Source organism: Kitasatospora sp. NPDC043949, from assembly GCF_056435365.1.
Genome location: NZ_JBWKEQ010000030.1, coordinates 13,702 through 26,781 on the forward strand (window position 1 = coordinate 13,702; position 13,080 = coordinate 26,781).

Below are 13,080 nucleotides of genomic sequence, written 5' to 3' on the forward strand. Positions count from 1 at the left end.
CCGTGAGCGAGCCGGCGGAGCACTCCCCCCGGCCGGGCGACCCGGCGCCGACCGGCGCCGACCTCGCCCGCTCCGCGCTGCGGGCGGCCCGGGCCCAGGCGCGGCAGCGCGGCGAGCAGGTCCGGGAGAAGCGCGAGGCGAAGCGGCACGGCCTGCGCAGCGGAGCCCGGTCGGACGGCCGCGACCCGGTCCCGCTGGGGGCGGCGCTGAACCGGCTGCTGACCGAACGGGGCTGGGAGTCCTCGGCCGCGGTCGGCGGGGTGATGGGCCGTTGGCCCCAGATCGTCGGTCCGGACATCGCCGCGCACTGCCACCCCTCCTCCTACGACGACACCGCCGCGGTGCTCACCGTGCAGTGCGACTCCACCGCGTGGGCCACCCAACTGCGGTGGCTGGCAAGACAGTTGGTAGCCCGTCTGAACCACGAGCTGGGCCACGGCACGGTCCGCACCATCAAGGTGCTCGGCCCGGCGGCGCCCGCCCGCGGCTACGGCCGGCTGCGCGCTCCGGGGAGCAAGGGGCCGGGCGACACCTGGGGCTGACCGGGTTGCCGGCCCGTCGCCGGGGGCGCGGAGCGGACCGCGATCTTCCGGAATCCCTGACAGCCCTTCCAGGCGCTCTGGGCCCCCGGGGCGAGTATCGGGACATGTCCAGAGGGGATTCAGGGCGGCATATCTGCCTTCAAGGGCTGCCAAACGCCCATCTCTGTCAGTCGTACCGGTAGACTGAGAGCCAAACACTGTTGCTAGTGGCAACCGAGTCGAAACGCCGTGGTCGCACGCCCGCCCACACGGGGCGGGAATGCGGCCCGTGCTGTGCCAGAGAGGGCGCTTCGTGGCCGATTCCGGCAACCCCAGCCAGATCCCAGACCAGACCGACCAGGCTTCCTACACCGGTAGCAACATCCAGGTGCTGGAAGGCCTCGACGCCGTCCGCAAGCGCCCCGGCATGTACATCGGCTCCACCGGCGAGCGAGGCCTGCACCACCTGGTGCAGGAAGTGGTGGACAACTCCGTCGACGAGGCGATGGCGGGGTACGCCGACACCATCGACGTCACGATCATGGCCGACGGCGCCATCCGCTGCGTCGACAACGGCCGCGGCATCCCGGTGGACATCGTCCCCGGCCAGGAGAAGCCGGCCGTCGAGGTCGTGCTCACCGTCCTGCACGCCGGCGGCAAGTTCGGCGGCGGCGGCTACGCCGTCTCCGGCGGTCTGCACGGTGTCGGCGTCTCGGTCGTGAACGCGCTGTCCACCCGCCTGTCGGTGGAGATCCACCGCGACGGCTCGCGCTTCACCCAGGACTACAAGGCCGGTGCGCCGACCGCTCCGCTGGCCACGCACGAGGGCTCCGAGCAGACCGGCACGACCGTCACCTTCTGGGCCGACCCGGAGATCTTCGAGACCACGGTCTACTCCTTCGAGACGCTGTCCCGGCGCTTCCAGGAGATGGCCTTCCTCAACAAGGGCCTCTCCATCTCGCTCACCGACGAGCGCCCCGAGCACGTGGACGAGGAGGGCAAGCCGCTCACCGTCACGTACAAGTACGACGGCGGCATCGCCGACTTCGTCGCCCACCTCAACTCCCGCAAGGGCGAGGTGATCCACCCCTCGGTGATCGACTTCGAGGCGGAGGACAAGGACAGGGCGATCTCGGTGGAGATCGCGATGCAGTGGAACTCCTCCTACACCGAGGGGGTCTACAGCTTCGCCAACACCATCCACACGCACGGCGGCGGTACCCACGAGGAGGGCTTCCGCGCGGCGCTGACCGGCCTGGTCAACCGCTACGCGCGGGACAAGAAGCTGCTCCGGGAGAAGGACGACAACCTCTCCGGCGAGGACATCCGCGAGGGTCTGACCGCGATCATCTCGGTCAAGCTCGGCGAGCCGCAGTTCGAGGGCCAGACCAAGGACAAGCTCGGCAACACCGAGGCGAAGACCTTCGTCCAGAAGGTCGTCCACGAGCACCTCAACGACTGGTTGGACCGCAACCCCAACGAGGCCTCGGACATCATCCGCAAGTCCATCCAGGCCGCCACCGCGCGCGTCGCCGCCCGCAAGGCCCGCGACCTCACCCGCCGCAAGGGCCTGCTGGAGTCCGCCTCGCTGCCGGGCAAGCTCTCCGACTGCCAGTCCAAGGACCCGGCCGAGTGCGAGATCTTCATCGTCGAGGGTGACTCCGCCGGCGGCTCGGCCAAGCAGGGCCGCGACCCGCGCACCCAGGCCATCCTGCCGATCCGCGGCAAGATCCTGAACGTCGAGAAGGCCCGGATCGACAAGGTGCTGCAGAACACCGAGGTCCAGGCGCTCATCTCGGCCTTCGGCTGCGGCATCCAGGAGGACTACGACGAGTCCAAGCTCCGCTATCACAAGATCGTCCTGATGGCGGACGCCGACGTCGACGGTCAGCACATCCGTACCCTGCTGCTCACCCTGCTGTTCCGCTTCATGCGGCCGCTGGTCGAGTCCGGGTACGTCTACCTCGCCATGCCGCCGCTGTACAAGATCAAGTGGGGCAAGGACGACTTCGAGTACGCCTACTCCGACCGCGAGCGCGACGCGCTGATCGCGGCCGGGGTCGAGGCCGGGCGCCGGCTCCCCAAGGACGACGCGATCCAGCGCTTCAAGGGTCTCGGCGAGATGAACGCCGAGGAGCTCCGGGTCACCACCATGGACGCCGAGCACCGGCTGCTCCTCCAGGTCACCCTGGAGGACGCCGCCCGCGCCGACGAGCTGTTCTCCGTGCTGATGGGCGAGGACGTCGAGGCACGCCGCTCCTTCATCCAGCGCAACGCCAAGGACGTCCGCTTCCTGGACGTGTGACGCCGCCCGACCGGCAGCGAAGCACGTACCAGTCCGCGTGAAAGGAAACTGACCACCAGTGGTCGACGACAACCGTCCCGAAGGCGAACAGCCCGAGACCCCCACAGCCGCCGAGGCCACCGCCCAGGTGACCATGCGGATCGAGCCGGTCGAGCTCGAGACCGAGATGCAGCGCTCGTACCTCGACTACGCGATGAGCGTGATCGTCAGCCGGGCGCTCCCCGAGGTCCGCGACGGGCTCAAGCCGGTGCACCGGCGCGTGCTCTACGCGATGTACGACGGCGGGTATCGCCCCGAGAAGGGCTACTACAAGTGCGCCCGCGTCGTCGGCGACGTCATGGGCAACTACCACCCGCACGGTGACACCTCCATCTACGACACCGTCGTCCGCCTGGCCCAGCCGTGGTCGCTGCGGATGCCGCTGGTGGACGGCAACGGCAACTTCGGCTCCCCGGGCAACGACCCGGCCGCGGCCATGCGCTACACCGAGTGCAAGATGATGCCGCTCGCCATGGAGATGATGCGCGACATCGACGAGGGCACCGTCGACTTCGCGTCCAACTACGACGGCCGCTCGCAGGAGCCGACCGTCCTGCCGGCGCGCATCCCCAACCTGCTGGTCAACGGTGCCACCGGCATCGCGGTCGGCATGGCCACCAACATCCCGCCGCACAACCTGCGCGAGGTCGCCTCCGGCGCGCTCTGGGCGCTGGAGCACCCGGACGCCTCCAACGAGGAGCTGCTCGAAGCCCTGATCGAGCGGATCAAGGGCCCCGACTTCCCCACCGGCGCGCTGATCGTCGGCCACCGCGGGATCGACGACGCCTACCGCACCGGCCGCGGCTCGATCACCATGCGCGCCGTGGTCGAGGTCGAGGAGATCCAGGGCCGCCAGTGCCTGGTGATCACCGAGCTGCCGTACCAGGTCAACCCGGACAACCTCGCGCTGAAGATCGCCGACCTGGTCAAGGACGGCAGGGTCGCCGGCATCGCCGACGTCCGCGACGAGTCCTCGTCCCGCACCGGTACTCGCCTGGTGGTCGTGCTCAAGCGCGACGCCGTCGCCAAGGTCGTGCTGAACAACCTCTACAAGCACACCGAGCTGCAGACCAACTTCGGCGCCAACATGCTGGCCCTGGTCGACGGCGTGCCGCGCACGCTGTCGCTGGACGCCTTCATCCGGCACTGGGTCAACCACCAGGTCGAGGTCATCGTCCGGCGCACCACCTTCCGGCTGCGCAAGGCCGAGGAGCGCGCCCACATCCTGCGCGCCCTGCTGCGCGCCCTGGACATGATCGACGAGGTCATCGCGCTGATCCGGGCCTCGGCGAGCGCCGACGCGGCCCGCACCGGCCTGATGGGGCTGCTCTCCATCGACGAGCTCCAGGCCAACGCCATCCTGGAGATGCAGCTGCGCCGCCTGGCCGCCCTGGAGCGCCAGCGGATCATGGACGAGCACGACGAGCTGCAGCGCAAGATCGACGAGTACAACGCGATCCTGGCCTCGCCGACCCGCCAGCGGGAGATCATCTCCGAGGAGCTCACCGCGATCGTCGAGAAGTACGGCGACGAGCGGCGCTCCACCCTCATCCCGTCCGACGGCGACCTCTCGATCGAGGACCTCATCGCCGAGGAGGACATCGTCGTCACGATCACCCGTGGCGGCTACGTCAAGCGGACCCGCTCCGACCTCTACCGCTCGCAGAAGCGCGGCGGCAAGGGCGTGCGCGGAGCGCAGCTCAAGCAGGACGACATCGTCGACCACTTCTTCGTGACGACGACGCACAACTGGATCCTGTTCTTCACCAACAAGGGCCGGGTCTACCGCGCCAAGGGCTACGAGCTCCCGGACGCCGGGCGCGACGCCCGCGGCCAGCACGTGGCCAACCTGCTGGCCTTCCAGCCGGAGGAGCACATCGCCCAGGTGATGGCCGTGCGCACCTACGAGGACAAGCCCTACCTGGTCCTCGCCACCCGGGCCGGCCTGGTGAAGAAGTCCGCGCTGAAGGACTACGACTCCCCGCGCTCCGGCGGCCTGATCGCGATCAACCTGCGCCAGGACGAGGAGGGCCAGGACGACGAGCTGATCGGCGCCGAGCTGGTCTCCGCCGAGGACGACCTGCTGCTGGTCTCCAAGAAGGCCCAGTCGATCCGCTTCACCGCGACCGACGACGCGCTGCGGCCCACCGGCCGCGCCACCTCCGGCGTCAAGGGCATGGCCTTCCGCGAGGACGACGAAATGCTCTCGATGAACGTCGTCCGCCCGGGAACGTACGTGTTCACCGCCACCGACGGCGGGTACGCCAAGCGCACGGCCGTGGACGAGTACCGTGTCCAGGGGCGTGGCGGCTACGGCACCAAGGCGGCGAAGATCGTCGAGGGCCGGGGCTCGCTGGTCGGCGCGCTCGTGGTCGACGACACCGACGAGATCATGGCGATCACCCTGTCGGGTGGGGTGATCCGCACAAGGGTTTCCGAAGTTCGTGAAACCGGACGTGACACCATGGGCGTCCAACTGATCAACCTCGGTAAGCGCGACGCGGTCGTGGGCATGGCCCGCAACGCGGAAGCCGAGGACGAGGAGACGGTGGAGGACGAGGTCGCGGACACCGCTTCCACCGAAACGGCTGAGGGTGCGGAGACGACGGCCGGCGGCGACGCCGAGGTCTGAACCGAACCACGGGCCGGTGCCGTCGCGTCCTGATAGAGGGGCGTGGCGGCACCGGCCGCCCACCAGTTCCGGGCAATCCCGCCGGGCGCTGGATGACGAGTGACGAAGCAGGGCGGTGCCGCCGTCCTGGTGGGAAGTGCGGGAGGACCAGGTGAGTGGAGCCACGGGTGCTGCGGGAGGACCCTCCGGCGGCCGTCCGGGCGCGCAGGGCGGGGGTGGGTACGGCGCGCCGCAGCCGCCGGCCGAGCACTCGGCCGCGTCCACCTCGCTGATGCCACCGGTCGGCGGAGCGGGACAGGGCGGCGCGACCTACGGCGGACAGACGCCCCCGCCGCCGGGGGCCCCGGCGCCGGGCGCGAGCGGATTCTCGCAGCCGACCACCTATGCCAAGGGGCAGCCGACCCCGGCCCGGGGGACCCGGACCAGCGGCAACACCCCGCCCGGCGGCACGCCCGTCCCGGGCACGGCGCGCCGGCCGGCCCCGGCCGCCCCACCGGCGGCCGCCGGTGTCGGCCTCGGCCGGACCCGCAAGGCCCGGCTGCGGGTGACCAAGGTGGACCCGTGGTCGGTGATGAAGGTCAGCTTCCTGCTGTCGCTGGCCGTCGGGATCATCATCATCGTGGCCGCGGCGGTGCTGTGGATGACGCTGGACTCGCTCGGCGTCTTCGACTCGCTGACCAAGACCCTCAAGGACGTCACCGGCTCGGACAGCACCGGCGGCCTCAACCTGATGGACTACGTGGGCTTCGGCAAGGTGATGACCTTCACCTCGCTGATCGCCGTGGTCGACGTCGTCCTGCTGACGGCGCTGTCCACGCTCTCGGCGTTCATCTACAACGCGGCGGCCGGCTTCACCGGCGGCGTCGAGCTGACCCTGGCCGAGGAGGACTGACCCCGGTCGGATCCTGACCCCTGGTCAGTTCGCCGTCCACGGACGGAATGGACGGGCCCCGCAGGCTGTTGCAGCCTGCGGGGCCCGTCGGCATTTCGGGTGACAGCCGGCCGCCCGCGGCGTGCCGCCCGGGAGCGGGCCGGTCGCGGTGGGATTAGCTGGGTGGCGCCCGGTCCACGCCTGGGAGTGCCGCAGGCCGCCCCCGGTCCGCCCGACCGGGTCAGGAAACGTTCCGCAGGACGGCTGGACGGAGGCGCGCGGTGGCGAAGCTCGCAGGTCAACTGGTCGAGGCCCTGGACGGGCTGTTGGGGGTTCCGGTACCGCTGCGGGTCCAGGCCTGGGACGGCAGCGTCGCCGGGCCGCCGGGAGCCCCCACGGTCGTCCTGCGCAACCGGCGGGCGCTGCGCCGCCTGCTCTGGCAGCCGGGCGAGCTGGGCCTGGCCCGGGCGTACGTCGCGGGGGACCTGGAGATCGCCCCCGGCACCGACCTCTACGAGGTGCTCTCGGCCGTCGCCCGGTTCGTCGAGCGGCCGGAGATCCGCCGCCTCGACCTCGGCCCGCGGGACGTGCTCGGCGCCGGCGGGCGCCGCGTCCTCGCGGCCGCGCTGCGGGCCGGGGCGCTCGGCCCCGAGCCCACGCCGCCCCAGGAGGAGGTCCGCAGGGCCCGCGGGCGGCTGCACAGCCGCAGCCGGGACCGCGCGGCCATCAGCCACCACTACGACGTCGGAAACGACTTCTACGGGCTCGTCCTGGGCTCCTCCATGGTCTACTCGTGCGCCTACTGGACCCCGGAGGCCAAGAGCCTGGAGGCCGCCCAGGAGGCCAAGCTCGACCTGATCTGCCGCAAGCTCGGCCTCCGGCCCGGGATGCGCCTGCTGGACGTCGGCTGCGGCTGGGGCTCGCTGCTGCTGCACGCGGCCGAGCACTACGGCGTCACCGCGGTCGGTGTCTCCATCTCGCGGGAGCAGGTCGCGCTGGCCCGCCGGCGGGTCGAGGAGGCCGGCCTGGCCGGGCGGGTGGAGGTCCGGCTCCAGGACTACCGGGAGATCGTCGACGGCGCGTTCGACGCGATCTCCAGCGTCGGGATGGCCGAGCACGTCGGCTCCGAGCAGTACCGGGTCTACGCCGAGGGCCTGCACCGGCTGCTGGTGCCCGGCGGCCGGCTGCTCAACCACCAGATCGCCCGCCGCCCCGACCGTCCCGGTGAGCCGCACCGCACCAGCCCCTTCATCGACCGCTACGTCTTCCCCGACGGCGAGCTCTCCCCCGTCGGTTCCACCGTGGCCCGGCTGGAGGAGGCCGGCTTCGAGGTCCGGGACGTCGAGTCGCTGCGCGAGCACTACGGGCTGACCCTGCGCGAATGGGTGGCCAACCTGGAGGCGCACTGGAGCGAGGCGGTCCGGCTGGTCGGCCGCGGCCGGGCCCGGGTCTGGCGGCTGTACATGGCCGCCAGCGCGCTCGCCTTCGAGGAGAACCGGATCGGGATCAACCAGATCCTCGCCGTCCGCAGCACCGAGGAGGGCTCGGCCGGCCTCCCGGCGACCCGCGAGGAATGGCTGCTGCGCCCGGCCGCCGGAGCGCCGCCGCTGGTCGGCGGGGTGCCCGCCGGGAACCCCGTCGGCCCGGATTTGGGAGATCGGCCATCGGTCCGCTAATCTTTCAGTGCGGCAAGGGCCTATAGCTCAGACGGTTAGAGCGCTTCCCTGATAAGGAAGAGGCCACAGGTTCAAGTCCTGTTAGGCCCACCACCGCGAAGGGCCCGGAGTGATTCACTCCGGGCCCTTCGACGTTTCCCCCGCCGTTGCGGGAACCGCGCGTCCCGCCGGGCTGTTCTCCGGGGAGGGAACGTGTGGAGGGATGGTGACGACATGGCGGTCTTCTGGGCGATGAGCATCCCCGGACTGGTCTGCGCCCTGGTGGTGCTCGCGGTGGTCGACCAGCTCGCGCTGCGGGCGCGCCGGTCACGCTGGGTGCCGTGGCGGGGGACCGGCCGAGAGGGGCAGATCTCGGCCACCGGCTTCGAGCAGCTGCACGCGCAGTTCGCCGCCGGCAAGCAGCACGAGCTGGACGAACGCGGCACGACCCTGATGCTGCGCGACGAGGAGGGCGAGGGGGCGCCGCCCCGGACGAAGGTCGACCTGGCGGGCGGGAAGGCCGTGGTGGTGACGCCGTCGAACCGCCCGTCCGACCGCTCGTCGGACCACCCGTCCTGCGCCCCGCCGGGCACGCCGTAGGGCCCGGCCGGGGAGGGTCGGCCGTACGGCAGGAGGTGCGGCGTCAATCCTCGGCCCGGACCGCCGGGTTGGCCGCAGCGGTGGCTGGTCACGATTGGGACACTGGTGTGTATCATCGGCCGCAAGGGCAGTCTGGCACCCGGCAGCCCGTTCGCGATCGAAACACATCTGGACTCGTCGGCCCGGTCAGTCCGGCCGGAGCACCGGCTCTTGAGTCCGCCAACGCAAGAAGGACGAGGTCCCGCGGTGAAGAAGCTTCTCCTGGTCGCCCTGGTCGCCCTCGGCGGCTTCTTTGTCTACCGTCAGGTCCAGGCGGACCGCGCCGAGCAGGACCTGTGGACCGAGGCCACCGACCCGGTTCCGGCCGGTCGCTGAGCCCGGACGATCCGACGATCAACGATCTTCGGAGGCGCTTCACCGCGCCTCCAGGGCCGGCCGGCCCGGTCACCCGACCGGATCGGCCGGATCCCAGGCACCGCCCGGACGCCGCCTCGGCGGCAGGTCCGGTCGGCCCGGGGGGAGGGCGCCGGGAACGGCGCCGGAACCCGGTACGCTAGTGCCCGTCGGCACCCGCGGTGCCGTCGAGGGGCATTAGCTCAGTTGGTAGAGCGCTGCCTTTGCAAGGCAGATGTCAGGAGTTCGAATCTCCTATGCTCCACAGCTCATCGCAGTCGTGACGCCGATCGGCCGCTGACCTGAATCCCGGTCAGCGGCCGATCGGCGTTTCCGCGTCCTCAGGGCGTGTCCGACACGCCCTGAGGGCCGGGCGACGGGTCAGTGCGGCCCGCGCGGGTCGTGCGGCCTGGGGTGGCCGCCGCCGCCGCCGTCGCCGTCGCCGTCGCCGTCGTTGTCGGGCCGGCCGGGCGGCGGAGCGGGCTCGGTGGCCGCGTCCCCGGCCCGGGGCCCGCCGGGAGCGGCCGGGGCGCTCTGCGGGGCGCCGGCCGCGTCGACCGACCCGGGGGTCGTCGCGCCGGCGGCGTGCGCCCCGGCGGGTTGCTCGGCCCGGTCGGTCGGGGGTTCGACCAGCCACTCCGGGTTGCTGTGCCGGCGCCACCACTGCCAGGCCACGATCCCGCCGCCGATCGCCAGCGCACCGGCCACGGCGAGGCCGGTGGCCAGGCCGTTGCACCGCTTCCTCCGGGCGTTGCGGGCGGCGAGGTGGCTGATCTCGGCCGAGGTGACGTTGCCGTGCAGCGCGGTCAGCGCGGCGGCGCCCCGGGTCTGGGCCTCCTGGGCGACCGGGGTGACGGCGGCGCGGGCCTCCTCGACGGCCTGGGCGACCCTGGGGCCGACCGTGGAGCGGGCCTGGTCGGCGGCGCGGGCGGCGGAGAGCCGGGCTGCCAGAGCGGCCTCCTGGGCGCGGTGGAAGGCCTTCAGGGCGTTCTGCTGGGCTTCGGGCGGCAGACTGGCGAAGGCGTGACCGAACTGCGGGGCGATGTGCCGGTCGTACTGGACGCGGAGGCTCTGGGCGGCCTGGGCGGCTTTCGGCCCGAAGGTGTCCAGGGCCGGGCCGAGGCGCTGCTTGGCGCCGTCCGCGAGGTGCGCGGCGGTGTCCCGGGTCTTGGTGGCCGTCTCACGAGCCGAGTCCGAAAAGGTCACGAGTCTCTCCTCCTGGGTGGCGTCCTTTATGCACATATCCACCTGAATGCTGATCATGCATGCTGATTTGTCCACCGGCATGTCGGAGTGGGCCGTACGCGGGGTGCGGAAGGAGCCGGGGAGCGGGCCCGATGTCGGATCCGCCGCAGTAGGCTGGCGATTTCGGCGTCCCGTACGGGAGGGGAAGAACCTCATGCTGACCGGCTGCTACCGGCACCCGCAGACGGCCACCGGCGTCTCCTGCACCCGCTGCGAGCGGGCGATCTGCCCGCAGTGCATGGTGACCGCCTCGGTGGGCTTCCAGTGCCCGGAGTGCGTCGGCGGCGGGCATGCCGGGACGCGGCGGGCGACCACCCGGTTCGGCGGGGCGATCGCCCAGGACGGCGGGCTGGTCACCAGGGTGCTGATCGGCATCAACGTGGTCGTCTTCGTGCTGGCCGCCTACGTGCTCACGCCGCGGCTGGGCCAGGTCTGGGAGCTGTACAGCGCCGGGCGGGCCATCCTGGGCGGTCCGGACGGTGTCGCCGCCGGGCCCTCCCAGTGGTACCGGCTGCTGACCTCGGTGTTCCTGCACCTGCAGTGGTGGCACATCGGGATGAACATGGTGGTCCTGTACTGGCTCGGTCCCGCACTGGAGACGGCACTCGGCCGGCTGCGCTTCCTGGCCCTCTACCTGCTCTCCGGCCTGGGAGGCAGCACCCTGGCCTTCCTGATCGACGGCAACGCGCTGCGGTCGGTGGGGGCCTCGGGCGCGATCTTCGGGCTGATCGGCGCCACGGTGGTGATGCAGCTGCGGAACCGGGGCCCGCTCGGCCCGGTGATGGCGTTCCTGGTCTTCAACCTGGTCGTCACCTTCTCGCGGACGAACATCGACTGGCGGGCGCACATCGGCGGCCTGGTGGTGGGCGCGCTGACGGCGGCCGGTCTGATGTACGCCCCGCGCGAGCGCCGCGGCCTGGTCCAGGGGCTGGCGTTGGCGGGGTCGCTGGCCGTGGTGGCGGCGATGCTGATGATCGGGATGGCCCGCTACGGCGCGTGACGCCGAGGGCGTTTGTCCACAGCGGGTGCGGGGTTGTGCACAGGCTGTGTGCCGCCCGGGGTGTGGACTGCTGTTCTACGCGTGTCCTGCTGTGCGGTTTTCCCACTTTCGGGAAGTTGTGCACAGCTGTGGAAAGCCCGCGGCCGAAAAGTTATCCACAGGCTGGGGAGACTTTTCCCCAGTGTGGATAACCATGTGGATAAGCAGGACAGTCTGATGATGGGGATAACCGACCGGTTTCCCGCCCGTGTCCGGGCACGCCTGACCGCCGCCCGGCACCAGCGGTCCGAAGCGGCGGAGGTGGCTCGACCGGAGCCTCAGGAGGAGCGGGAGGTCACTTCCACTGGGTGGAGACGCCGAACCCCGCGGCGATGAAGCCGAAACCGACCAGGATGTTCCAGTTCCGCCAGCTCTCGACCGGGTAGCTGCCGCTGGTCACGTAATAGGTGACGATCCAGACCAGGCCGATCAGGAACAGTGCCAGCATCAGCGGTGCGACCCAACTGCGGCCCGAACTGATCTTCACCGCGGCCGTGGTCGGCGGGGTGTAGTCGGACTTCTTGCGGAGTCGAGACTTCGGCACGAGGAGCTCTCCTGTCGATGCGCTGTGAGACCGCGCAGAGGTGCAGCGGGGGTCGGTCGGCCGGTGACGGGCGGTGCGGAACGCACGGGACCGTTCCCGCACGCGCCACCGGCGTCCGTTAGCGTAGTGGCTCGGTGGGTCTTAAGGAGATAAGGGTACGGTGCCTAATTTGTCGATTCCCCCTCGGCCGACCACTACCCGCCGCTCCGGCACCCGAATTGTCGGGCGTGCCCTGACCTGTGCGGTCTTCGCGCTCGCCGGACTGCTCTTCTACATCAGCGCGCAGACCGCCCGCGGCACCGACCTGCGGACGGACAACTCGCTGCTGAGCCTCGGCGACGTGATACGCCAGCGCAGCTCGCAGAACCAGCAGGCCCAGGCCCAGCTGGCCGACCTCCAGGCCCGCGCGCAGGAGCTCACCGGGCAGCAGGGCGGCAACCCCGCCGACGCCGCCCGGCTGGACGGCCTGCGGCTCGGCGCGGCCCTGGAGCCGCTGCAGGGCGGCGGCCTGACCGTCACCCTCAACGACGCCCCGCCGAACGCCACCGCCCGCATCCCGGGCGTCCCCGAGCCCGGCGTCAACGACCTGGTCATCCACCAGCAGGACATCCAGGCCGTGGTCAACGCGCTGTGGCGGGGCGGCGCCGAGGGCGTGCAGGTGATGGACCAGCGGCTGATCTCCACCAGCGCCGTCCGCTGCGTCGGCAACACCCTGCTGCTCCAGGGCCGGGTCTACTCGCCGCCGTACGTGGTCCGGGCGGTCGGCCGCACCGATGCGCTGAAGGCCGCCGTCGACGGCGACCCGACGATCCGCAACTACCTCCAGTACGTCCAGGCGTACGGACTCGGCTGGAAGGTCCAGGAGAGCGGTGATCTGACCCTCCCCGGATACTCCGGCACCACCGAGCTGCGGTCGGCGGGCGGGCAGCAGTAGCGGACCGGCCCCGCGGTCGTTGATCCCGGGTCTACTCTTGACCCCAGTCCGTTACGTCGAGGGAGCACCATGTACGGCTGGATCTGGCGTCACCTCCCGGGAAACACCCTGGTCCGCGCCGTCATCTCGCTGCTCCTCATCGTGGGGATCGTCTATCTCCTCTTCACCTACGTCTTCCCGTGGGCGGAACCGTTGCTCCCCTTCGGTGACGTCACAGTGGACGGCGGCGAAGGTGCCGCGGCCGGCTGAACCGGCGGCCCTGCTCCTCCACCCTGCCGACCCCGCCCCGCATCCCACGGAGA

General features: G+C 71.2%; 12 protein-coding genes and 2 tRNA genes. 12 read left to right on the forward strand and 2 right to left on the reverse strand.

Annotation, left to right across the window (positions count from 1 at the left end):
- The first annotated feature begins 2 nt into the window (after positions 1-2).
- The 9 genes from AC07AL_RS23620 (at position 3) to AC07AL_RS23660 (ending at position 9,281) form a co-directional block, all read left to right on the forward strand.
- Positions 3-542, forward strand: a complete 540-nt coding sequence (locus tag AC07AL_RS23620; protein WP_363579880.1) for a DciA family protein — start codon at positions 3-5, stop codon at positions 540-542.
- 268 nt (positions 543-810) lie between these two features.
- The gene (gyrB, locus tag AC07AL_RS23625) at positions 811-2,826 is read left to right on the forward strand and encodes a DNA topoisomerase (ATP-hydrolyzing) subunit B (RefSeq protein WP_363579881.1); all 2,016 of its coding nucleotides are present in this window, start codon (positions 811-813) and stop codon (positions 2,824-2,826) included.
- A gap of 58 nt (positions 2,827-2,884) precedes the next feature.
- Positions 2,885-5,497: a DNA gyrase subunit A gene (gene gyrA, locus AC07AL_RS23630; protein ID WP_363579882.1), complete on the forward strand. Its 2,613-nt coding sequence runs from the start codon at positions 2,885-2,887 to the stop codon at positions 5,495-5,497.
- A gap of 151 nt (positions 5,498-5,648) precedes the next feature.
- Positions 5,649-6,389, forward strand: coding sequence for a DUF3566 domain-containing protein (locus AC07AL_RS23635; RefSeq protein WP_363579883.1), 741 nt, complete (start codon positions 5,649-5,651; stop codon positions 6,387-6,389).
- Between the two features lie 260 nt (positions 6,390-6,649).
- A complete protein-coding gene (locus tag AC07AL_RS23640) occupies positions 6,650-8,044 on the forward strand; it encodes a class I SAM-dependent methyltransferase (protein WP_478318078.1) in 1,395 nt (464 codons plus the stop codon).
- A gap of 16 nt (positions 8,045-8,060) precedes the next feature.
- Positions 8,061-8,137: transfer RNA gene (locus tag AC07AL_RS23645), tRNA-Ile, on the forward strand.
- Between the two features lie 120 nt (positions 8,138-8,257).
- On the forward strand, positions 8,258-8,623 hold the full coding sequence (locus tag AC07AL_RS23650) for a DUF6191 domain-containing protein (RefSeq protein WP_363579885.1): 366 nt from the start codon (positions 8,258-8,260) through the stop codon (positions 8,621-8,623).
- Between the two features lie 246 nt (positions 8,624-8,869).
- Positions 8,870-8,998 carry a DLW-39 family protein gene (locus AC07AL_RS23655; RefSeq protein WP_014137031.1) on the forward strand — a complete coding sequence of 43 codons (129 nt, stop codon included), beginning with the start codon at positions 8,870-8,872 and terminating at the stop codon, positions 8,996-8,998.
- A 210-nt stretch (positions 8,999-9,208) separates the two neighbouring features.
- A tRNA-Ala gene (locus AC07AL_RS23660) sits at positions 9,209-9,281 on the forward strand.
- A 116-nt stretch (positions 9,282-9,397) separates the two neighbouring features.
- Here the strand turns inward: AC07AL_RS23660 and AC07AL_RS23665 are convergent.
- Entirely contained in the window at positions 9,398-10,222 is an 825-nt protein-coding gene (locus AC07AL_RS23665; protein WP_478318081.1) for a DUF5324 family protein, read from the reverse strand.
- Between the two features lie 193 nt (positions 10,223-10,415).
- Here AC07AL_RS23665 and AC07AL_RS23670 point away from each other — a divergent pair, with 193 nt between their 5' ends.
- Positions 10,416-11,261 (forward strand): rhomboid family intramembrane serine protease, encoded by an 846-nt coding sequence (locus AC07AL_RS23670; RefSeq protein ID WP_363587972.1) that lies wholly within the window; start codon positions 10,416-10,418, stop codon positions 11,259-11,261.
- A gap of 334 nt (positions 11,262-11,595) precedes the next feature.
- Here the strand turns inward: AC07AL_RS23670 and crgA are convergent, their stop codons facing one another.
- Positions 11,596-11,844 carry a cell division protein CrgA gene (gene crgA / locus AC07AL_RS23675; protein ID WP_350876761.1) on the reverse strand — a complete coding sequence of 83 codons (249 nt, stop codon included), beginning with the start codon at positions 11,842-11,844 and terminating at the stop codon, positions 11,596-11,598.
- A 175-nt stretch (positions 11,845-12,019) separates the two neighbouring features.
- Between crgA and AC07AL_RS23680 the strand changes: the two genes are divergently transcribed.
- Together AC07AL_RS23680 and AC07AL_RS23685 are read left to right on the forward strand one after the other, a co-directional pair.
- Complete coding sequence (locus AC07AL_RS23680) at positions 12,020-12,778, forward strand: DUF881 domain-containing protein (protein WP_363628084.1); 759 nt, start codon at positions 12,020-12,022, stop codon at positions 12,776-12,778.
- A gap of 69 nt (positions 12,779-12,847) precedes the next feature.
- Positions 12,848-13,027 carry a hypothetical protein gene (locus AC07AL_RS23685; RefSeq protein WP_363587974.1) on the forward strand — a complete coding sequence of 60 codons (180 nt, stop codon included), beginning with the start codon at positions 12,848-12,850 and terminating at the stop codon, positions 13,025-13,027.
- The last annotated feature ends 53 nt before the right edge of the window (positions 13,028-13,080 follow it).

Excerpts from the sequence above, each read along its gene's own strand:
- AC07AL_RS23685 (WP_363587974.1), top strand. The coding sequence starts at position 12,848 with ATGTACGGCTGGATCTGGCGTCACCTCCCGGGAAACACCCTGGTCCGC.
- AC07AL_RS23650 (WP_363579885.1), top strand. The coding sequence starts at position 8,258 with ATGGCGGTCTTCTGGGCGATGAGCATCCCCGGACTGGTCTGCGCCCTG.
- AC07AL_RS23670 (WP_363587972.1), top strand. The coding sequence starts at position 10,416 with ATGCTGACCGGCTGCTACCGGCACCCGCAGACGGCCACCGGCGTCTCC.